At 61.7% G+C, this 18,574-nt stretch carries 21 protein-coding genes; 8 read left to right on the forward strand and 13 right to left on the reverse strand.

Annotation, left to right across the window (positions count from 1 at the left end; genetic code table 11):
• Positions 1-81: 81 nt before the first annotated feature.
• The 3 genes from AB4O22_RS19220 to cysK form a co-directional block, all read right to left on the reverse strand.
• On the reverse strand, positions 82-945 hold the full coding sequence (locus tag AB4O22_RS19220) for a DMT family transporter (RefSeq protein ID WP_013692498.1): 864 nt from the start codon (positions 943-945) through the stop codon (positions 82-84).
• Positions 946-1,285: 340 nt separating this feature from the next.
• A complete protein-coding gene (locus AB4O22_RS19225) occupies positions 1,286-2,224 on the reverse strand; it encodes an aspartyl/asparaginyl beta-hydroxylase domain-containing protein (RefSeq protein WP_003198894.1) in 939 nt (312 codons plus the stop codon).
• Between the two features lie 226 nt (positions 2,225-2,450).
• Complete coding sequence (gene cysK, locus AB4O22_RS19230) at positions 2,451-3,425, reverse strand: cysteine synthase A (RefSeq protein ID WP_003198893.1); 975 nt, start codon at positions 3,423-3,425, stop codon at positions 2,451-2,453.
• A 147-nt stretch (positions 3,426-3,572) separates the two neighbouring features.
• Between cysK and AB4O22_RS19235 the strand changes: the two genes are divergently transcribed.
• Complete coding sequence (locus AB4O22_RS19235; RefSeq protein WP_460096970.1) at positions 3,573-4,649, forward strand: DUF748 domain-containing protein; 1,077 nt, start codon at positions 3,573-3,575, stop codon at positions 4,647-4,649.
• Here the strand turns inward: AB4O22_RS19235 and AB4O22_RS19240 are convergent.
• The gene (locus AB4O22_RS19240; protein ID WP_003198890.1) at positions 4,646-5,146 is read right to left on the reverse strand and encodes a DUF2442 domain-containing protein; all 501 of its coding nucleotides are present in this window, start codon (positions 5,144-5,146) and stop codon (positions 4,646-4,648) included. The genes AB4O22_RS19235 and AB4O22_RS19240 overlap by 4 nt on opposite strands.
• Before the next feature lie 41 nt (positions 5,147-5,187).
• Positions 5,188-5,364 carry a DUF4160 domain-containing protein gene (locus AB4O22_RS19245; RefSeq protein WP_223470737.1) on the reverse strand — a complete coding sequence of 59 codons (177 nt, stop codon included), beginning with the start codon at positions 5,362-5,364 and terminating at the stop codon, positions 5,188-5,190.
• A 198-nt stretch (positions 5,365-5,562) separates the two neighbouring features.
• Between AB4O22_RS19245 and AB4O22_RS19250 the strand changes: the two genes are divergently transcribed.
• Positions 5,563-6,408, forward strand: a complete 846-nt coding sequence (locus AB4O22_RS19250) for an AAA family ATPase (protein ID WP_003184225.1) — start codon at positions 5,563-5,565, stop codon at positions 6,406-6,408.
• A 34-nt stretch (positions 6,409-6,442) separates the two neighbouring features.
• Positions 6,443-7,621, forward strand: coding sequence for a vWA domain-containing protein (locus tag AB4O22_RS19255; RefSeq protein WP_003198888.1), 1,179 nt, complete (start codon positions 6,443-6,445; stop codon positions 7,619-7,621).
• Positions 7,622-7,733: 112 nt separating this feature from the next.
• On the opposite strand, the gene AB4O22_RS19260 is transcribed toward AB4O22_RS19255, so the two are convergent.
• From AB4O22_RS19260 to AB4O22_RS19290, 7 genes are all read right to left on the reverse strand, one after another.
• A complete protein-coding gene (locus AB4O22_RS19260) occupies positions 7,734-8,654 on the reverse strand; it encodes a 5-oxoprolinase subunit C family protein (protein WP_223470736.1) in 921 nt (306 codons plus the stop codon).
• A complete protein-coding gene (gene pxpB, locus AB4O22_RS19265; protein WP_223470735.1) occupies positions 8,651-9,355 on the reverse strand; it encodes a 5-oxoprolinase subunit PxpB in 705 nt (234 codons plus the stop codon). Before pxpB ends, AB4O22_RS19260 begins: the two co-directional genes overlap by 4 nt.
• Positions 9,352-10,104 carry a 5-oxoprolinase subunit PxpA gene (locus AB4O22_RS19270; protein WP_223470734.1) on the reverse strand — a complete coding sequence of 251 codons (753 nt, stop codon included), beginning with the start codon at positions 10,102-10,104 and terminating at the stop codon, positions 9,352-9,354. Before AB4O22_RS19270 ends, pxpB begins: the two co-directional genes overlap by 4 nt.
• Before the next feature lie 63 nt (positions 10,105-10,167).
• Complete coding sequence (locus AB4O22_RS19275; protein ID WP_223470733.1) at positions 10,168-11,454, reverse strand: MFS transporter; 1,287 nt, start codon at positions 11,452-11,454, stop codon at positions 10,168-10,170.
• A 304-nt stretch (positions 11,455-11,758) separates the two neighbouring features.
• Positions 11,759-12,301 (reverse strand): DUF2937 family protein, encoded by a 543-nt coding sequence (locus AB4O22_RS19280; protein WP_223470732.1) that lies wholly within the window; start codon positions 12,299-12,301, stop codon positions 11,759-11,761.
• Between the two features lie 12 nt (positions 12,302-12,313).
• Entirely contained in the window at positions 12,314-13,090 is a 777-nt protein-coding gene (locus AB4O22_RS19285) for a class II glutamine amidotransferase (protein WP_003198875.1), read from the reverse strand.
• Between the two features lie 32 nt (positions 13,091-13,122).
• Positions 13,123-13,620, reverse strand: coding sequence for an MFS transporter (locus tag AB4O22_RS19290; protein WP_223470731.1), 498 nt, complete (start codon positions 13,618-13,620; stop codon positions 13,123-13,125).
• A 135-nt stretch (positions 13,621-13,755) separates the two neighbouring features.
• On the opposite strand from AB4O22_RS19290, the gene AB4O22_RS19295 reads away from it, so the two are divergent.
• Both AB4O22_RS19295 and AB4O22_RS19300 read left to right on the forward strand, forming a co-directional pair.
• The gene (locus AB4O22_RS19295) at positions 13,756-15,810 is read left to right on the forward strand and encodes a S9 family peptidase (RefSeq protein WP_460096973.1); all 2,055 of its coding nucleotides are present in this window, start codon (positions 13,756-13,758) and stop codon (positions 15,808-15,810) included.
• A 163-nt stretch (positions 15,811-15,973) separates the two neighbouring features.
• Complete coding sequence (locus tag AB4O22_RS19300; RefSeq protein ID WP_014337065.1) at positions 15,974-16,447, forward strand: cyclic nucleotide-binding domain-containing protein; 474 nt, start codon at positions 15,974-15,976, stop codon at positions 16,445-16,447.
• Positions 16,448-16,565: 118 nt separating this feature from the next.
• Here the strand turns inward: AB4O22_RS19300 and AB4O22_RS19305 are convergent, their stop codons facing one another.
• Positions 16,566-16,853 carry a hypothetical protein gene (locus tag AB4O22_RS19305; protein WP_223470727.1) on the reverse strand — a complete coding sequence of 96 codons (288 nt, stop codon included), beginning with the start codon at positions 16,851-16,853 and terminating at the stop codon, positions 16,566-16,568.
• A gap of 72 nt (positions 16,854-16,925) precedes the next feature.
• Between AB4O22_RS19305 and AB4O22_RS19310 the strand changes: the two genes are divergently transcribed.
• The 3 genes from AB4O22_RS19310 to AB4O22_RS19320 all read left to right on the forward strand — a co-directional run bounded on the left by AB4O22_RS19310 (position 16,926) and on the right by AB4O22_RS19320 (position 18,574).
• Positions 16,926-17,612 carry a spermidine synthase gene (locus tag AB4O22_RS19310; RefSeq protein WP_003184244.1) on the forward strand — a complete coding sequence of 229 codons (687 nt, stop codon included), beginning with the start codon at positions 16,926-16,928 and terminating at the stop codon, positions 17,610-17,612.
• A gap of 48 nt (positions 17,613-17,660) precedes the next feature.
• The gene (locus AB4O22_RS19315; protein ID WP_003184246.1) at positions 17,661-18,035 is read left to right on the forward strand and encodes a YajD family HNH nuclease; all 375 of its coding nucleotides are present in this window, start codon (positions 17,661-17,663) and stop codon (positions 18,033-18,035) included.
• 290 nt (positions 18,036-18,325) lie between these two features.
• The gene (locus tag AB4O22_RS19320) at positions 18,326-18,574 is read left to right on the forward strand and encodes a DUF2933 domain-containing protein (RefSeq protein WP_460096975.1); all 249 of its coding nucleotides are present in this window, start codon (positions 18,326-18,328) and stop codon (positions 18,572-18,574) included.

The raw sequence follows: 18,574 nt of genomic DNA on the forward strand, positions 1-18,574 counted from the left end.
GCTCCCACAAGGACTACACATAACCTGTGGGAGCAAGGCTTGCCCGCGATGGCGGTTGCTCGGTCAACGAGCAGCCAAAGCTCAGCGACTTTTACGAAACACAAACACCAACCCCACGATGATCAGCACCATCCCCAGTAAGCTCAACAACGCCAGCCGGTTGCCAAACACCAGGTAATCCATGATCGCCGTCACCGCCGGCACCAGGTAGAACAGGCTGGTGACATTCACCAGGTTGCCGCGGGCGATCAGTCGGTACAGCAGCAATGTCGCCAGCACCGACACCACCAGCCCCATCCACAACACCGGCACGAAAAACCCCGTGCTGTACTCGAAGTGAAACGGTTGGAACGGCACGAACACCGCGCACAGCACCAGCCCGGCCAGGTACTGCACCGGCAGCGTGCCCAGGGGGTTGTCGGTGATGCGCTTCTGCATGATCGAACCAGCCGTCATGCTCACCAGCGCCAGCAACCCGCAGATCATCCCGGCCAGGGACATGCCGGCCAGGCCGATGCCCTGGTACACCACCATGATCAACCCGACCAACCCCAGCATCAGGCCGAACATCCGCGACCAGGAACGCTGCCGTTCCATGAGCACCACAGTCAGGATCGGTTGCACGCCCATCAGGGTTGCCATGACCCCCGGCGTGACACTCATTTGCAGCGCCAGCAGATAAAAAATCTGATAGGCGCCCAGCAGCACCAACCCGGTGGTCGCCGCGTACAGCATCGGCTTGCCGGTCTTGGGCAGCTTGAACTTGAGCAACGGAATCAACAGCACCAGCGCCGACAGCGCAATGGCAAAACGGATCAGCAAAAAGGCGAAGGGAGAAGCGTGGGCCAGGCCCAGCTTGGAAAAGATCGCCCCACTGCTCCACAGCAAAACGAACAGGCTCGTGGAAGCCGCCGCCAACAAGGCGTTTTTGGAAAGGGAAAACATGGATACCACCTGTAGTCAGGCAAAAAGCCAACTCAGCCGAGGCTGAAGTCCAGTAGTTTTTTCAGGCGGGCACAGGGGATAGGCAACCGTTGCCGATCAGCCCTGAATGCCAACACCCGGCGGTGATACGACGGCGTACACCGATGAGCTACGGACAGGTGGAGGGTATTGACCGATCTGCGCAGGCTGCTGGCTCCCACACGGCACGACGCCAGCGTTGAACGCTGGAACCACGACCGCGATGACAGGGGATGCAGGCATGAGCCGATCTCTTGAAGAGGTGGGTTCGAAAACCCGAAGAGCGCTGACTATAACCAGCGCCCGATGGACAACGCAATATTTAACCGAACAACCAATAGCCAAGCGCCGTCAGCACCACCACTGCCAACACGGGCCGCATCACCCGGTAGGCCTTGGGATGCTTGCGTTTGAATTGCTTGACCCGGCCACTGATGCCGTCGCTGAACGATTTGCTCCAGGCATAGGCCCGGTTGATGCCACCGACGTGTTCATCATCCAGATTCTGTGGCGCGGTGGCGCGGCCGAGGAACGCGCTGATGGTGCGGTTGAGACGGGTCATCAACCGGCTTTTCAAGGGTCGCTCGACATCACAGAACAGAATCACGCGGGTCTGCGGGGTTTCGTTCTTGACCCAGTGCACATAGGTTTCATCGAACATGACGTCTTCGCCGTCGCGCCAGGCGTAGATCTGACCATCGACGAAGATCCGGCAGTCGTCGGAATTGGGAGTGGACAGCCCCAGGTGATAACGCAACGAACCGGCGAAAGGGTCTCGGTGGGGATTCAGATGGCTGTCACCCGGCAGCAGGGCAAACATGGCGCCCCGGACATTGGGGATCTGGCTGACCAGCGCGACCGTCCTGGGGCACAGCAGCTCGGCCGACGGCAGCGGTTTGTCGTACCACTTGAGGTAAAAACGTTTCCAGCCCTTCTTGAAGAACGAGCCGAAACCCGCGTCGTTGTTCTTCTCGGCAGCGCGAATGTAGCCCTCGTCGAACAGGTGCATGGCCTCATCGCGGATGACTTGCCAGTTGTCCTTGAGCACATCCAGTTCGGGGAACTTGCTGCGGTCCAGGTAAGGTCTCGAGGGCACGCCAGAGAACAGGTACATCAAGGTGTTATAGGGGGCGAACAGCGCCGAGTGGTTGACGAACTGACGCAACACCGGCAAACGCGCCTTGCCACGCAAATGCACATACAGCGTACTGCCCAAAAACAGCAGCAACACCGAGGCCTTGGCGACGAACGAAACGGTCATTTTATAACTCCTTGTCCAAAAACACCTTACGTAACACCATCAGCCCAGCGCAGCGGCCGGCCATGTTATAGATCATGGCCTGGCCAGGAAACCGTCTGGCGCAACATTCACTGTTGAGGATTACGCAATAATTCCCTTCTTACCATGCGTGACCTGAACTGTGGCTGACGCCCGTCAACACCCCTTTCCAAATGCGATTTAAGCGCCTGCCACATCCTGCAGACAGTTACTGCTGGATCTCCTGCTCGGTAAACAGATCACTGAACAACATGCTCGACAAGTACCGCTCGCCCGAATCCGGCAGGATCACGACGATGGTCTTGCCCTGCATCTCCGGTTTTTCCGCCAGGCGCACGGCCACGGCCATCGCCGCGCCACAAGAGATCCCGCAGAGGATGCCCTCCTCCTGCATCAAGCGCAGGGCCATGGCCTTGGACTCGTCGTCAGAAACCCGCTCGACCAGGTCAACGATCGACAGGTCAAGGTTCTTCGGCACGAACCCGGCGCCGATCCCCTGGATCTTGTGGGGGCTGGGCTTGATCTCCTGGCCCGCCATCGCCTGGGTAATCACCGGCGAAACCTCGGGCTCGACCGCCACCGACAGGATCGGTTTGCCACAGGTGTTCTTGATGTACCGCGAAACGCCGGTGATGGTGCCGCCGGTGCCCACGCCGGCCACCAGCACGTCCACCGCGCCGTCGGTGTCGTTCCAGATTTCCGGGCCGGTGGTTTTTTCGTGGATCGCCGGGTTCGCCGGGTTATCGAACTGCTGCGGCATGAAGTATTTGGCTGGATCGCTGGCCATGATCTCGGTGGCTTTGTCGATGGCCCCTTTCATGCCCTTCGCCGGCTCGGTGAGCACCAGCTCCGCGCCCAGGGCCTTGAGCACCTTGCGTCGCTCAATACTCATGGAGGCGGGCATGGTCAGCATCAGCTTGTAGCCACGGGCGGCGGCGACGAACGCCAGGCCGATCCCGGTGTTGCCAGAAGTCGGTTCGACAATGGTCATGCCCGGCTTGAGTTTGCCCGAGCTTTCAGCGTCCCAGATCATGTTCGCGCCGATCCGGCACTTGACCGAATACCCTGGGTTACGCCCCTCGATCTTGGCCAGGATGGTCACACCGCGCGGGGCAATGCGGTTGATCTGCACCAGCGGCGTATTACCGATGGAATGGGCGTTGTCAGCGAATATACGGCTCATGGCTGGGTCCTTGATGCAGCGGGAATGTAAGCCTTTAAAGGTATGCCTGTTGCCCATGGGCGTCCAGTTGCACCGAACGTTCCCGTTGTTGCAGCAGTCAATGGCATTAGAAGGCGCTCCCTCAACAAACGCTGGAGACTGACTGACATGAAGCGTCGATACCGTTGGCCATTGTGGGTTTTCGCCGCCATCGCCGCGGTGCTGGTGGCCCTGCATTTCACCTTGCCTTATCTGGTACGCGACTACCTGAACGACAAACTCGCCGACATGGGCGATTATCGCGGCCGGATCACCGACGTGGACCTGGCCCTGTGGCGCGGTGCCTACCGGATCAATGGCCTGGAAATCGTCAAGGTCGACGGCAAGGTCCCGGTGCCGTTCGTCAGCGCACCGCGGGTGGACCTGTCTGTGAGCTGGCACTCGCTGTGGTATGACCATGCGGTGGTCGCCGAGGTTGAATTCGCCCGCGCCGAAGTGAACTTCGTTGACGGCGGCGCCAACCGCCAGAACTCCCAGACCGGCCAGGGCACCAACTGGCGCGAGCAGTTGGGCAAATTGCTGCCCATTACCCTCAACGAAGTGCGCATCCGGGATGGCAAGGTCACCTTTCGCAATTTCAACTCCAAGCCATCGGTCAACCTGCGGGCCACCGAGGTCAACGCCAGCTTCTACAACCTGACCAACGTGGTCGACACCAAAGGCAAGCGCGACGCCCGTTTCGAGGGCAAGGCCCTGGTGGCCGAACACGCGCCATTGGAAATGCAGGCCACCTTCGACCCCTTGAGCAACTTCGAGGAGTTCGATTTCCGCCTGCGGGCCAGGAACATCGAACTCAAGCGCCTGAACGACTTCGCCGCGGCTTATGGCAAGTTCGATTTCAATGCCGGCCACGGCGACCTGGTGATCGAGGCGCAAGCCGACAACGGCAAGCTCAGCGGCTACATCAAGCCATTGCTGCGCGATGTCGATGTGTTCGACTGGCAGCAGGACGTGGAAAACCAGAACAAGAACATCTTCCGCTCGGTCTGGGAAGCGCTAGTCGGCACGGGCGAAACGGCCCTCAAGAACCAACGCAAGAACCAGTTCGCCACCCGGGTGGAACTCAGCGGCAATGTTCACCAGCAGGACATCAGCGCCTTCGAAGCCTTCCTGCAGATCCTGCGCAATGGTTTCGTCGAGGCCTTCAATGCCCGTTATGAACAACCGCCGCCGACGACCGATTAGGGCTTGCGCGTGACGGTGTAGCGGCCGGGCGCTTCTGCTGCCGCTATTCCCGCTCCATGCTGCAATGAGTCCCAGCCCAGGCATGCCAAGGCCAGCGAACGCGGCACAGCCTCGCGACCGCTGCTGTAGCGAGTGATGCTGCGAGCGCTGACCCCAAGCGCTTCGGCGGCCTTGTTCAAAGACAAGCCGGTGCGGGCGCGCCAATTGATGAAGATGCGGGTATTTTCATCCACGGCGTTCTGCGCCAGTGCATCCAGATAAAGGGTATCGGCACCGATCTGGATATCCGGTTCGGGCCATTCCACGCTCCAGCCATCGTCCCCCAGACTCGCGCCTCCAAACGCGCCCTCTTCAAGCAAAGGCTGCAAGCCCGGATAACGTTGCACATCGGCGCTCATGTCCAGCGTCAGCCGCTGCCCATCAATGAACGTCAATTCGAGACTGAACGGTAATAAGACCTGCACAGCCGACAGCCGCGGCCGTTTCATGGGTAGCATCGTTGCCAATCCTCCAGCAGTTGCGCTTGATGGGCGCTGACCTAGTCCAGCGCTTCCTTGATGATCAATGTCGGCGCCCGGCCCGTCATCACTTCGACGGGGTCCAGCCTCAGGACTACGTCCAGCCCGCCACCGGTGAGGTGGACATGGGGCGGAGGATGGTCCCTTTCGCGCAATTGAATGCGGTAGGTATCTCTGAATCGATATTTAGTAGACATACGCCAAACATATAGCCAATTTGGCCATATGCAATACTGGCAAGGCGCCGAGACTGAGTCAACATGTGACGCCCCATTCAGAGACTGAATACAGCGTCTGCGTTCACAGTCGGCGGGGCGCCGCGTTATAGTCGGGCACGATATTTATTTAGCGCGCCCCGCCTCGCCAGGCCGGCGACACCGTTCGAGGAATTGCAGATGAAGTTCGAAGGCACCAGCGCCTATGTGGCCACCGATGACCTGAAACTGGCCGTGAACGCCGCCATCACCCTGGAGCGACCATTGCTGGTCAAGGGCGAACCGGGCACCGGCAAGACCATGCTGGCCGAACAACTGGCCGAGTCCTTTGGCGCGCGCCTGATTACCTGGCACATCAAGTCCACCACCAAGGCCCACCAGGGCCTCTACGAGTACGACGCGGTCAGCCGTCTGCGGGACTCGCAGCTGGGCGTGGACAAGGTCCACGACGTGCGCAACTACCTGAAGAAGGGCAAGCTCTGGGAAGCGTTCGAGTCCGAGGAGCGGGTGATCCTGCTGATCGATGAAATCGACAAGGCCGACATCGAGTTCCCCAACGACCTGCTGCAGGAACTCGACAAGATGGAGTTCTACGTCTACGAGACCGACGAAACCATCAAGGCCAAGCAACGGCCGATCATCATCATTACCTCCAACAACGAAAAGGAACTGCCGGACGCGTTCCTGCGCCGCTGCTTCTTCCACTACATCGCCTTCCCCGACCGCGTCACCCTGCAGAAAATCGTCGATGTGCATTACCCGGACATCAAAAAGGACCTGGTCAGCGAAGCGCTGGACGTGTTCTTCGACGTGCGCAAGGTACCAGGCCTGAAGAAAAAGCCTTCCACCTCCGAACTGGTGGACTGGCTCAAGCTGCTGATGGCCGACAACATCGGCGAAGCGGTGCTGCGCGAACGTGATCCGACCAAGGCCATCCCGCCGCTGGCCGGCGCCCTGGTCAAGAACGAACAGGACGTGCAATTGCTCGAGCGCCTGGCGTTCATGAGCCGTCGCGGCACTCGCTGATCCTCTTCGTCTAACAAGAGCGAGGGCGATTGCCATGCTGCTTAACCTGTTCAATGAGATGCGCGCCGCCAAGGTGCCCGTGTCGGTGCGCGAACTGCTGGACCTGATCAACGCGCTGAAACAGCGGGTGATCTTCGCCGACATGGACGAGTTCTATTACCTGTCCCGGGCGATCCTGGTGAAGGACGAACGGCATTTCGACAAGTTCGACCGGGCGTTCGCCGCCTACTTCAACGGCCTGGAGAAACTCGACGATCACCTCCAGGCGCTGATTCCCGAAGACTGGTTGCGCAAGGAATTCGAGCGTTCGCTGACCGACGAAGAGCGGGCGCAGATCCAGTCCCTCGGTGGCCTGGACAAGCTGATCGAAGAGTTCAAGAAGCGCCTGGAAGAGCAGAAGGAACGCCATGCCGGCGGCAACAAGTGGATCGGCACCGGCGGGACCAGCCCGTTCGGCTCCGGCGGCTTCAACCCCGAAGGTATCCGGGTCGGCGACGCCGGCAAGCGCCAGGGCAAGGCCGTGAAGGTCTGGGACCAGCGCGAGTACAAGAACCTCGACGACCAGGTGGAATTGGGCACCCGCAACATCAAGATCGCCCTGCGCCGCCTGCGCAAGTTCGCTCGCCAGGGTGCGGCCGAAGAGCTGGACATCGACGGCACCATCGACCACACCGCCCGCGATGCCGGCCTTTTGAACATCCAGATGCGCCCGGAACGACGCAACACCGTCAAGTTGTTGCTGCTGTTCGACATTGGTGGCTCGATGGATGCCCACGTGAAGATCTGCGAAGAACTGTTCTCGGCCTGCAAGACCGAGTTCAAGCACCTGGAGTATTTCTACTTCCACAACTTCGTCTATGAATCGGTGTGGAAGAACAACCTGCGCCGCACCTCGGAGCGCACTTCGACCCAGGACTTGCTGCACAAGTACGGCGCCGACTATAAAGTGATCTTCATCGGCGATGCCGCCATGGCGCCTTATGAAATCACCCAGGCCGGCGGCAGCGTCGAACACTGGAACGAAGAAGCCGGTTATGTGTGGATGCAGCGCTTCATGGAAAAGTACAAGAAGCTCATCTGGATCAATCCGTACCCCAAGGACACCTGGGGCTATACCGCCTCGACCAACATCGTCCGCGAGTTGGTGGAGGACCGGATGTACCCGCTGACCTTGCGGGGGTTGGAGGAAGGAATGCGGTTTCTTTCCAAGTGATCTTTGGTGCCCTTTAGGGCCTCATCGCGAGCAAGCCCCCACACTGGATCTTCGTCACACTGAGATTCCCTGTGGGAGCGAGCTTGCTCCGGGCGGCGCTCCGACGAAGCTTCTAGCTGTGATGAAAATACCGCAGGCACTCAACCTGCTGCCGATGCGCAACCTCCTGCACCACCGGCCGCAACCGCACCTGCGCCCCCGGCAGGCATTGCGCCAGCCGGGCCAGGGCCAACGGGGTCAAGGCGCCCAGGCGTGGATAACCACCAATGGTTTGCCGGTCGTTGAGCAGCACAATCGGCTGGCCATCCGGCGGCACCTGCACGGCACCGAGCGGGATGCCCTCGGAAATCATCGCCGGCCCCTGGTACTCCAACGCCGTGCCCAGCAAGCGCATGCCCATGCGGTCGGCGCGACTGTCCAGCGTCCATGGGGTGTTGAACGCGTCGAACAGACTCTGCCCGCTGAACGCACCGTTCTGTGCTCCCAGGATCAAGTCCAGCGGCTGCGCTTGCTGGAAGTCCGGAATCCGCGTGTGCGGCATGGGCCGAGGCGTCACCGCGCCTGAATAGCTCAGGTGCTCGCCGCGACTCAGCGCCCGCCCTCGCCCGTCCAGGCCACCGAGTTCCTCACGCACCACCGTCGCCCGGCTGCCCAGCACCGCAGGCGCATTGAAACCGCCGGGGGCTGCCAGGTAGGCCCGGGCACCGAGCACGGGCTGGGTGAGCGCCAGCACCTGACCTTTGCGCAAGCTGAAGAAGCGCCACGACGCCACCCCCTGGCCGTCTATCCGTGCGCCCAGGTCCGCCCCGGCCAGCGCCAGCACGCAATCCTCTTCGGCCATCACGGTGAAACCACCGAGGGTAATCTCCACCACCGCGGCTCCCAGGACATTGCCGAGCATCCAATTGGCCCAGGCCATCGACAACCAGTCCGCCGCGCCACCTTGGGTCACGCCCAGATGCCTCACGCCGAAACGGCCGGCGTCCTGCAACAGGCACAGCGGGGTGCTGGCCTCGATCAACAACCGGCTCATGCCTGGGCCTCCAACGGTGTGTCGTCGCCACCCAGCGCGATGAATTCGGCATGGTCCACGGGAGCAAAACGCACCGTGTCCCCCGGCTGCATCAGGCTGTAGCCATCGCGCTCGCGATCAAACAGTTTGGTCGGGGTGCGACCGATCAGGTTCCAGCCACCGGGCGATATCACCGGATACGCCGCGGTCTGGCGCTCGGCAATACCAACGCTGCCCGCTGCCACGCGCTTGCGTGGCGTGTCGAGGCGCGGTGCGGCCAGTTCCTCGTCCACCAGCCCCATGAAGGCGAAGCCGGGAGCGAAGCCCAGGGCAAACACCTGGTACTCGCGTTCGCTATGGCGGCGGATCACCTGGGCGACCGTCAACCCGCTGCGGCTCGCCAGCAGCTCCAGCTCCGGCCCGACACGGAGGTCGTACCACACCGGCAGCACGTGGCATTGGCCGGCGGACCGGGCATCTGGTGAAAGGTTATTCAACGCCTCGTCGATCAACTCACGAGCCTGCACCGGGTTCAGGGCGAGCAAATCGTAGTGCACCATCAACGTGGTATAGGACGGCACCAGGTCAATCAGATGCTCGGCAAACACCGCTCGCAAACGCTCGCTGGCGGCGAGCATCCAGGGCATGTTGGCCTCGGCGATCTCATCGAACAGGCGCACCATCAAGCAGTCCACCGCCACCACTTCCAAGCGTGGTCTCATGGCGCACTCTGCCGGTCCAGGGCTTCGCGGATGCGTTGCACGGCCGCCACGGAGCTGGCGTTGTCGCCGTGTACGCACAAGGTGTTGGCCATAAGGCTCAAGGCGCTGCCGTCACTGGCGGTCAACGCATCGCCGCGGGCGATGGTCAGGGCCTGCCCGATAATCACCTCGGGATCGTGGTGCACCGCACCCGGCGCTTGCCGCGAAACCAGGCGACCGGCACTGTCATAGGCGCGGTCGGCAAAGGCTTCGAACCACAGGGTCAGGCCGTACTCGTCGCCCAAGGCCTGGGCGGCGCTGTTGTCCCGGGTCGCCATGAGCATCAGCGGCAGTTGCCGATCATAGGCCGCGACGGCCTGGATCACCGCGCGCAGTTGCGCCGGATTGGCCATCATGTCGTTGTACATCGCGCCATGGGGCTTGACGTAGCTGACCCGCCCGCCTTGCGCCCGGCAGATGCCGTCGAGGGCGCCGATCTGGTAGTGCAGCAAGTCCTGCAATTCCTGGGCACCGTAGGCCATGGAACGCCGGCCGAAGCCCGCCAGGTCCTGATACGCCGGATGCGCGCCGATTCGTACGCCGTGGCTCAGGGCCAGGCTGACGGTCTTGCGCATGATGCTCGGGTCGCCGGCATGAAAGCCGCAGGCGATGTTGGCGCAATCGATGAAGGGCATGACCTCGGCGTCCAGACCCATGGTCCAGCTGCCGAAGCTTTCGCCAATGTCGCAGTTCAATAGCAGGCGGCTCACGGTGAACGCTCCTGTAGGTTCTTTCTTCGTTTAACTGTGGGACACGTGCCCGCAGGTTATCAGTTACTCAGCTTCCAATTGCTTGCCTTGGGTTTCCGGCAGGCTCAACGCCGCGAGGATCACCACGCCATAGGACACTGCGGCGAACGCTCCGATACCCACGCTCAGCGGCACTTTCTGGCTCAGCAGGCCGATCAATAGCGGGAACGTTGCCGCCAACGCGCGACCGATGTTGTAGCAAAAACCCTGGCCCGAACCCCGAATGCGGGTCGGGAACAGCTCGGTGAGGAAGGAGCCCATGCCGCTGAACATGCCCGAAGCGAAGAAACCCAGGGGAAAGCCCAGCCAGAGCATCACGTTATTGCTCACATGCAGTTGGGTATACAGCAGCACGATGGTGAAGGAGCCGATGGCGTACAGGACGAAGTTCTTTTTCCGACCCAGGATATCCGACAGGTACGCGCTGATGACGTAACCAACGTAGGAACCGACGATCACCATCGCCAGGTAGCCACCGGTGCTCAACACGCTCAAGCCACGCTCATTCTTGAGGAACGTTGGCAACCAGGAGGTGATGGCGTAGTAACCGCCCAAGGCACCGGTGGTCAGCAACGAGGCACGAAGGGTGGTGAAGAGTATGCCGGGGGCGAAGATCTCGTAGAACTTCGCCGGATTGCTCGGCGTTTGCCGGGCCTTGGCCTGGCTATAGACTTCCGGATCCTTGACCAGGCGCCGGACGAATATCACGAATATCGCCGGGACAATACCCAGGATAAACAAGGCGCGCCAGGCGTCTTCCGGCGGCAATACCGAGAACAGCAGCGCATACAGGATCGCCGTCATGCCCCAGCCCAGGGCCCAACCCGACTGCACCATGCCCACCGCCTTGCCGCGGTCCTTGGCGCGGATCACCTCGCCCATCAACACCGCGCCGGCAGTCCACTCGCCGCCGAAGCCAAAGCCCATCAGTGTGCGGGAGATCAACAGTTGTTCGTAATTCTGGGCAAAGCCGCACAGGAAGGTGAAGAAGGCGAACCACAGCACCGTCAGTTGCAGGGTGCGCACCCGACCGATGCGGTCCGAGAGAATGCCCGCCACCCAGCCGCCAATGGCCGAAGCGATCAAGGTACTGGTGTGGATCAGGCCTGCCTGGCCAGTGGTGATGCCCCACATCGCGATCAGGGTCGGCACCACGAAACTGAGCATCTGCGTGTCCATGCCGTCCAGGGCGTAGCCGATCTTGCAGCTCCAGAAGGTGCGGCGTTCCTGCTGGTTGATGTTGCGATACCAGTCAAATGGGCCGGAACGGGCCTGGGGTTGGGGGACGCCGAGCGTGTCGGGTGCACTCATGGTGGTTCTCCGCAGTTTTATTGTTGTAAGTCTCGACGACGCTGACGTGGAGACCGATGCGTCGATTCTTGAGCGCGCGGCCGATCCCGTCCAACGAATAAAACCTTGGCTGGGTCATAAGAAAAACTTGATTGGGTGGGATTGAGGGCCTGGCTGAACGCCGTTGTGACAACCGCGATCGATTGTTCCCACGCTCCCGCGTGGGAACACCGCCAGGGACGCTCCGCGTTCCGCTTCTGGAAGGTGACGCAGAGCGTCACGGGATGCATCCCTTTGCTGCGCGTGGGAACGATCAGTCGTGCGGTCAGAGCCCGCGCAGGTCGCGCTCTTCAATCGGCCGGCCCTGGCGCAGGCGCTTGCCGCCCAGCACCACCCAGTCGATCAGGCGGAACAGGCATTCCAGGCCGAACGACAGCAACAACGCACCGCTGATGCCCCAGATCATGGCCTCGGGGGTCAACAGGATCTGGTAGCTGTAGCCATTCCAGGTTTCCTTGCGGATGTCCGGATCGGCGGCCAGTGCCACTTGCAGCATGCGGATGTACCACGGGCCTTGCATCGCCTGGAATTGCTTGTCCAGAGCCTGCTGGCGCATGAGCAAGGTGTTCAGGCTGTCGGCGTCGCTGCGAAAGATCGGGTCTTCGCTGGCGCGGTAATGGGCCACCAGGGCTTGCATGTCGCCCTTGAAGAACTGGTTGGCGGTGCCCTGGAACCCTTGCAGGCCGGTCTGCGCCTCGATCAGGTGCGCCTCGACCCGCTTGGCGTAATCATTGATGAAGCCCGGCACCTGGACCCCAACCAACAGGCCCACCGCGAACAACACCAGCCGTAGATAACTGAGCAACATAACGTGACGTCCTTATTCGGTCCGGCCGTGGCTGACGCATTCACCGCGTCGCCACAGGCTCCATTGACCAGGTTCGTAGCGGGTCCAGGTTTCGTTTTCGGTCAACGGTTCGGTGGCGATCACCGTGACCACGTCGTTGGGCGTGGTTTCAGCCTGGAAATCGACAATCACATCCACATCCTTGAGCCGCGCCGGGCCGAACGGCGCGCGACGGGTGATCTGGGCCAGTTTGGTCGAGCAATAGCAGAACAGCCAGTCACCATCGCTGAGCAAGCAGTTGAACACGCCTTTGCTGCGGTATTCGGCGCAGGCCTCGATCAGCGACGGGAGCAATTGTTCCACCTCCACCGGTTCGGGGAAGGCCTGGCGCACGCGGTTGAGCAGATCGCAGAAAGCCGCTTCGCTGTCGGTATCGCCCACCGGGCGGTAGAAGCTCACGCCCGGCTGGAAATCGGCGAGCTGGCCGTTGTGGGCAAAACACCAGTTGCGGCCCCACAACTCACGCACGAACGGGTGCGTGTTGGACAGGCAGACCTTGCCGACGTTGGCCTGGCGAATATGCCCGATCACCACTTCGCTCTTGATCGGATAGCGCTGCACCAGGTTCGCCACTTCCGATTCGCTGCTGGCGGCCGGGTCCTGGAACAGGCGCAGGCCACGGCCCTCATAGAAGGCGATGCCCCAGCCGTCCCGGTGCGGCCCGGTCTTGCCGCCGCGTTGCATCAGCCCGGTGAAGCTGAACACGATGTCGGTCGGCACATTGGCGCTCATGCCCAATAACTCACACATGCTCGAACTCTCGCTTCAAGGGGCAGGCCCGGTTACAGGCGCGGTTCGATACGCGAACGCTGGGGGTTGCTCGGCACGGGCGGGCGACCGTAACGGTCATCACCGGCCACGCCGAACGGTGGCTCGTCCTCCGGCTCATCGGCCGCGGCGGCGGCTTTTGCGGCGGCGGCCCGTTCCTTGCGCGCGTTGGTGGCGCGCTCGATGGGGAAGCGGATCAGCACGATCACCAGGTAGAGGCCGAAGGCGATCATGCCGTACATGAGCAGATCGGACGCCGCCCGCCAGACGTTGTTGCCGACTTTGAACAACACGTCCAGGGCAACAATGGCCAAGGCCGGGGCGGCCCTGTCCTTCACCGGATCAACGATGGTAGGGCAAAACAGCAGCACCGCCATCAGCAACCGCAGCGGTTCGCGCAACCAGCGCCACATCCAGCGGGTCATGCGCATCCACACCAGCAGGCAGCCCAGGGCGGCAAAGGCGTAGAGGCCCCAGGCGATCAGATAGTCATTCTCGGTCATGGTGTCCATGGCAAGGCAGGCAAAGAGACGCTTATAGTAACGGCTTTTCGCTCGTCAGGCTGCCCCGGCGTCTGGCGAATGGCCCGCGTGGTTGATTCTGTCCGGGCCACGTGTCCCTTTTCGTACAACGTTCGAGAGCCTTTCATGTCCCTATCTGCCCACGTTTCCAACGCCCCGATTGCCCGCAGGGACCCCGGTGTTGACCCATACGCCTGGCTGCAGGAACGCGACACCGACGCCGTGCTCGACTACCTCAAGGCGGAAAACAGCTATCAGGAAGCGCAACTCGCCGACCAGGCCGAACTGCGCGAAACCCTGTTCCAGGAGATCAAGGGCCGGATCCTCGAGACCGACCTGTCGCTGCCCTCGCCCTGGGGCCCGTACCTGTATTACACCCGTACCACGGCCGGTGACGAATACCCGCGCCACTACCGCTGCCCGCGTCCGGCCGATGACAGCCTGAGCGTGGATGAAAGCCGCGAACAACTGCTGCTGGACCCGAACGTGCTGGCCGGCGGTGGTTTCTTTTCCCTGGGCGCCTTCAGTATCAGCCCCGACCACCAGCGCCTGGCCTACAGCCTGGACACCACGGGCGACGAGATCTACACCCTGTTCGTGAAGGAATTGTCCAACGACAAGGTCAGCGAACTGTCCTTCGCCGATTGCGACGGCAGCATGACCTGGGCCAATGACAGCCTGACGCTGTTTTTCGGCGAGTTGGACGACACTCACCGCCCCCACAAACTCTGGCGCTATCGCTTGGACGGCACTGCCGCCGAGGAAGTGTTCCATGAGCCGGACGGGCGTTTCTTCCTGCACTGCTACCGTTCAAGCTCGGAAAAGCAGTTGATCCTGTCCCTGGGCAGCAAGACCACCAGTGAAATCTGGGTACTGGACGCCGCGCAACCGCAGCGCCCCTTTACCTGCCTGGCGCCCCGCGTGGAAAACCATGAATACGACGTCGACCACGGCCTGCTCGATGGCCAATGGACCTGGTTGATCCGCAGCAACCGCGACGGGATCAACTTCGCCCTGTACCAGGCCGCCGACACGGGTGTGGCGCCGACCGAGGCCGACTGGCAGAACCTGATCCCCCACAGCGACACGGTGATGATCGACGGCCTGAGCCTGAACGCCGGAGCCATGACCTTGAGCCTGCGCGAAGGCGGCCTGCCGATCATCGAGGTTCACCCGCAAGGCTTGCCGGCCTATCGAGTGCAACTGCCGGATGCAGCCTATAGCCTACATGTGCAGAACAGCCTGGAGTTCGTCAGCGACCGCATCCGCCTGCGCTACGAGGCCCTGAACCGTCCGGCGCAGATCCGTCAGTTGGACCTGGCCAGCGGCGCACAGATAGTGCTCAAGCAAACCCCGGTACTGGGCCCGTTCGACGCCGATGCCTACGTCAGCCAGCGGCTTTGGGCTACAGCACCGGACGGCACCCAAGTGCCCATCAGCCTGGTGGTCAAGCGCGAAGCCCTCGGCCAGCCGGTACCGCTGTACCTGTACGGCTACGGTGCCTATGGCGAAAGCCTCGACCCGTGGTTCTCCCATTCGCGGCTGAGCCTGCTTGACCGCGGCGTAGCATTTGCCATCGCCCATGTGCGCGGCGGCGGCGAGTTGGGGGAAGCCTGGTATCGCGCCGGCAAGCAGGAACACAAGCACAACACGTTCAGCGACTTCATCGCCTGCGCCGAACATTTGATCAGCAACGGTTTCACCACCGCCGAGCAACTGGCAATCAGCGGCGGCAGCGCCGGTGGCCTGCTGATCGGTGCGGTGCTCAATCAACGCCCGGAGCTGTTCAAGGTTGCGATTGCCGAGGTGCCGTTCGTCGACGTGCTCAACACCATGCTCGACCCGGACTTGCCGCTGACCGTCACCGAATACGACGAATGGGGCAATCCGGAGGAGCCGGACGTTTATGATCGGATCCGGGCCTACGCCCCGTACGAAAACGTCAGCGCCCAGGCCTACCCGGCGCTGCTGGTGATCGCCGGTTACAACGACAGCCGTGTGCAGTACTGGGAAGCGGCCAAGTGGGTGGCAAAATTGCGTGCTACCAAAACCGACGACAACCCCCTGCTGCTCAAGACCGAACTGGGCGCCGGCCATGGCGGAATGAGTGGGCGCTACCAGGGATTGCGTGACGTAGCGCTCGAATATGCATTTGTCTTGAAGGTTTTGAGGGTGGCCTGAGGAACTCTGTGGGATGGCCGGGTCTTAGCTGCATGCGCCGGGCCTTGCTGTAACCCAGCCCAATGTGGGAAAGGCCTTGCTCCCACAAGAGCCTGTCCCACGGATCTCTTACACCCGGGCCAGCCCGAACCTGTAGAAAACACAAGAAAAAGACCGTGCCGACATGTCAGAACCAACCTTACTGAATAAAGAAATCCGCGACTGGTTGATGGACTGCGGTCTGTTCGACCAGTTGCTGCCTGTCGACTTCGCTGCGGCGTCGGGCTATTTCAGCATCAGCGCCATCGCCGAGGGTGAAGCGATTTTCCGCGAGGGCGATGCCGGCAGCTTCATGTGCATCATCCACACCGGCCAGGTGGCCGTGCAGAAAACCGGCCCCGACGGCCAGCCCGTGACCATCGCCACGCTGCGCAGTGGCCGGGCATTCGGCGAAATGGCCGTGCTCGACGGCGAACGGCGCTCGGCCAGTTGCATCGCCGCCAGTGATTGTCAGTTGCTGAACCTGGGCAAGGATTCCCTGGAAAAAATGCTCAACGATGCTCCCAAGATCGCCGCCAAGATCATCCGCGCCCTCGCCGTCTCCCTGTCCAAGCGCCTGCGCATGGCTGATGGGCAGTTGTTGTCGCAGCAGGTCTGACAGCCAGACCACAATACCTGTGGGAGCGAGCTTGCTCACGATAGCGTCGGGTCAGTTGGTATCAATGTTGACTGATACACCGCCATCGCGAGCAAGCTCGCTCCCACAGGCTCTCGATCTACCCTCCTGGCGACTTGGCCTTCACCGGCTTGGGCTCCATACCCGGTATCGACTGGTCCTTGGGCGGCTTGGGCATTTCGATGGGGGGCAGCAAGGGCGGCCCGCCGCTTCCGGGGCCAGCCTTGGGCACACCGTTGGGCGTAACCGGCGGATAGGGCATGGGAGTGGCGGTGCCAGGCGACCCGGGAATGCTAGGCGGGTTGACCGGAATCGTCGGTTGTTGAGCCTGGGCGCAACTAATTGAGAGCGCCGCCAGGGCAATGGCCGTTAGAATGATGCACTTCATCAATGGCTCCGTGGCTATTGTCTGCTTTAAGGCTAGTCGTTACCGCGCGGTTTGCCCTCCTACGAGATTTCCATGAAACGTTTCGTTCTGCTCGACACCACACCCATCCCTGATAACGGCGGTGCCCTGTGCCTGTTCGAGTACGGCGAAGACTTCGTCATCAAGATCCAGGGCGGTGACGGCGGGCAGTTGATGAACACCCGCATGCACGGTTCCGAAGACGCCCTGGCAGAGATCCCCTGCCGCAAGGTCGCCGGTCGTCCTGGCTCGCGCGTGCTGATCGGCGGCCTCGGCATGGGGTTCACCCTCGCCTCGGCCCTCAAGCACCTGGGCAAGACCGCCGAAGTGGTGGTGGCCGAACTGGTGCCCGGCGTGGTGGAGTGGAACCGTGGCCCACTGGGTGAAAAAGCCGGGCGGCCGCTGTCGGACCCGCGCACAGTTATCCGCATGGAAGACGTGGCCAAGGTGCTGCAAGCCGAACCCCAGGGTTTCGACGCGATCATGCTCGATGTCGACAACGGCCCGGAAGGCCTGACCCAGAAAGCCAACAGTTGGCTGTATTCGGCGGGAGGCTTGGCCGCCTGCGCCAAGGCCCTGCGACCCAAGGGCGTGCTGGCGGTCTGGTCGGCCAGCGCTGACCGGCAGTTTTCCGACAAGCTGAAGAAGGCCGGTTTCAAGGCCGAAGAGGTGCAAGTGTTCGCCCATGGCAACAAAGGCACCCGCCACACCATCTGGATTGCCGAGAAGCTCAAGGGCTGAGCTAAACTCTATCCAACCGTCATCCGTCTTGTCTACAAAGGTGAACCCATGAGTTCGTCAACGCCACCGTCCAACACCGCCAAGCTGGACCGCATCCTCGCCGATGCCCAGCGCGACCGGGAGATGGGCTACCGCGACAAAGCCCTGAAAATGTACCCCCATGTCTGTGGCCGCTGCGCCCGTGAGTTTTCCGGCAAGCGCCTGAGCGAACTGACCGTTCACCACCGCGACCACAACCACGACAACAACCCGCAGGACGGTTCCAACTGGGAACTGCTGTGCCTGTACTGCCACGACAACGAACACTCGCGCTACACCGACCAGCAATATTTCGGCGACGGCTCCCTGAGCACCCCGAAAATCGCCAAGGCGACCCACAACCCCTTCGCCGCACTGGCCGGGTTGATGAAGAAGGACGAGTAACTGGCCGTTGTGGCGAGCGGGTTTATCTTGCGCTGCAAAGTGTTGCTCCACAGATCCAATCCTCTCACCCGACTGTGGAGCGGCTGCCTGGGCCGCTTCATGGCCCCGCTGACAAATCTGCAATGCCCCCGTCAGGTCGCTGACAGCTTCGCACCTTTAGCATGCCCGCTACTTCCCTCATTTGCAGGTGAAGTAAGCCAAGGTTGATGAATATCAATCTGCCAGAGCCCTCCCTGCCTATTCTGTGGTTATCGGTGGCGGTGGCTCGCCCGGCCTGAAGGAGCGAAACCATGAGCACTCATCAACCCTCAGCGGGCGCAACGCCATTCTGGCGGGGCAAGACCGGCATTGTCTTGATCATGTTGTTGGCCATCGGCCTCTTCTATCTGGCGCGAGAACACTTCAGCCACATCGCGGCGAATTGGCCGTACCTGATTCTCCTGATATGTCCCTTGATGCATATCTTCGGACACGGCCATGGCGGTCATGGACGACATGGCGAATCCCCCGTCAACCGCAGGGATCAGGAGGGTTCCTAG

The organism is Pseudomonas sp. S3_B11, from assembly GCF_054667715.1.

Bases quoted from the DNA above. Each gene is read 5' to 3' on its own strand.
- AB4O22_RS19220 (WP_013692498.1), bottom strand. From the start codon at position 945: ATGTTTTCCCTTTCCAAAAACGCCTTGTTGGCGGCGGCTTCCACGAGC.
- AB4O22_RS19225 (WP_003198894.1), bottom strand. From the start codon at position 2,224: ATGACCGTTTCGTTCGTCGCCAAGGCCTCGGTGTTGCTGCTGTTTTTG.
- cysK (WP_003198893.1), bottom strand. From the start codon at position 3,425: ATGAGCCGTATATTCGCTGACAACGCCCATTCCATCGGTAATACGCCG.
- AB4O22_RS19235 (WP_460096970.1), top strand. From the start codon at position 3,573: ATGAAGCGTCGATACCGTTGGCCATTGTGGGTTTTCGCCGCCATCGCC.
- AB4O22_RS19240 (WP_003198890.1), bottom strand. From the start codon at position 5,146: ATGCTACCCATGAAACGGCCGCGGCTGTCGGCTGTGCAGGTCTTATTA.
- AB4O22_RS19245 (WP_223470737.1), bottom strand. From the start codon at position 5,364: ATGTCTACTAAATATCGATTCAGAGATACCTACCGCATTCAATTGCGC.
- AB4O22_RS19250 (WP_003184225.1), top strand. From the start codon at position 5,563: ATGAAGTTCGAAGGCACCAGCGCCTATGTGGCCACCGATGACCTGAAA.
- AB4O22_RS19255 (WP_003198888.1), top strand. From the start codon at position 6,443: ATGCTGCTTAACCTGTTCAATGAGATGCGCGCCGCCAAGGTGCCCGTG.
- AB4O22_RS19260 (WP_223470736.1), bottom strand. From the start codon at position 8,654: ATGAGCCGGTTGTTGATCGAGGCCAGCACCCCGCTGTGCCTGTTGCAG.
- pxpB (WP_223470735.1), bottom strand. From the start codon at position 9,355: ATGAGACCACGCTTGGAAGTGGTGGCGGTGGACTGCTTGATGGTGCGC.
- AB4O22_RS19275 (WP_223470733.1), bottom strand. From the start codon at position 11,454: ATGAGTGCACCCGACACGCTCGGCGTCCCCCAACCCCAGGCCCGTTCC.
- AB4O22_RS19280 (WP_223470732.1), bottom strand. From the start codon at position 12,301: ATGTTGCTCAGTTATCTACGGCTGGTGTTGTTCGCGGTGGGCCTGTTG.
- AB4O22_RS19285 (WP_003198875.1), bottom strand. From the start codon at position 13,090: ATGTGTGAGTTATTGGGCATGAGCGCCAATGTGCCGACCGACATCGTG.
- AB4O22_RS19290 (WP_223470731.1), bottom strand. From the start codon at position 13,620: ATGGACACCATGACCGAGAATGACTATCTGATCGCCTGGGGCCTCTAC.
- AB4O22_RS19295 (WP_460096973.1), top strand. From the start codon at position 13,756: ATGTCCCTATCTGCCCACGTTTCCAACGCCCCGATTGCCCGCAGGGAC.
- AB4O22_RS19300 (WP_014337065.1), top strand. From the start codon at position 15,974: ATGTCAGAACCAACCTTACTGAATAAAGAAATCCGCGACTGGTTGATG.
- AB4O22_RS19305 (WP_223470727.1), bottom strand. From the start codon at position 16,853: ATGAAGTGCATCATTCTAACGGCCATTGCCCTGGCGGCGCTCTCAATT.
- AB4O22_RS19310 (WP_003184244.1), top strand. From the start codon at position 16,926: ATGAAACGTTTCGTTCTGCTCGACACCACACCCATCCCTGATAACGGC.
- AB4O22_RS19315 (WP_003184246.1), top strand. From the start codon at position 17,661: ATGAGTTCGTCAACGCCACCGTCCAACACCGCCAAGCTGGACCGCATC.
- AB4O22_RS19320 (WP_460096975.1), top strand. From the start codon at position 18,326: ATGAGCACTCATCAACCCTCAGCGGGCGCAACGCCATTCTGGCGGGGC.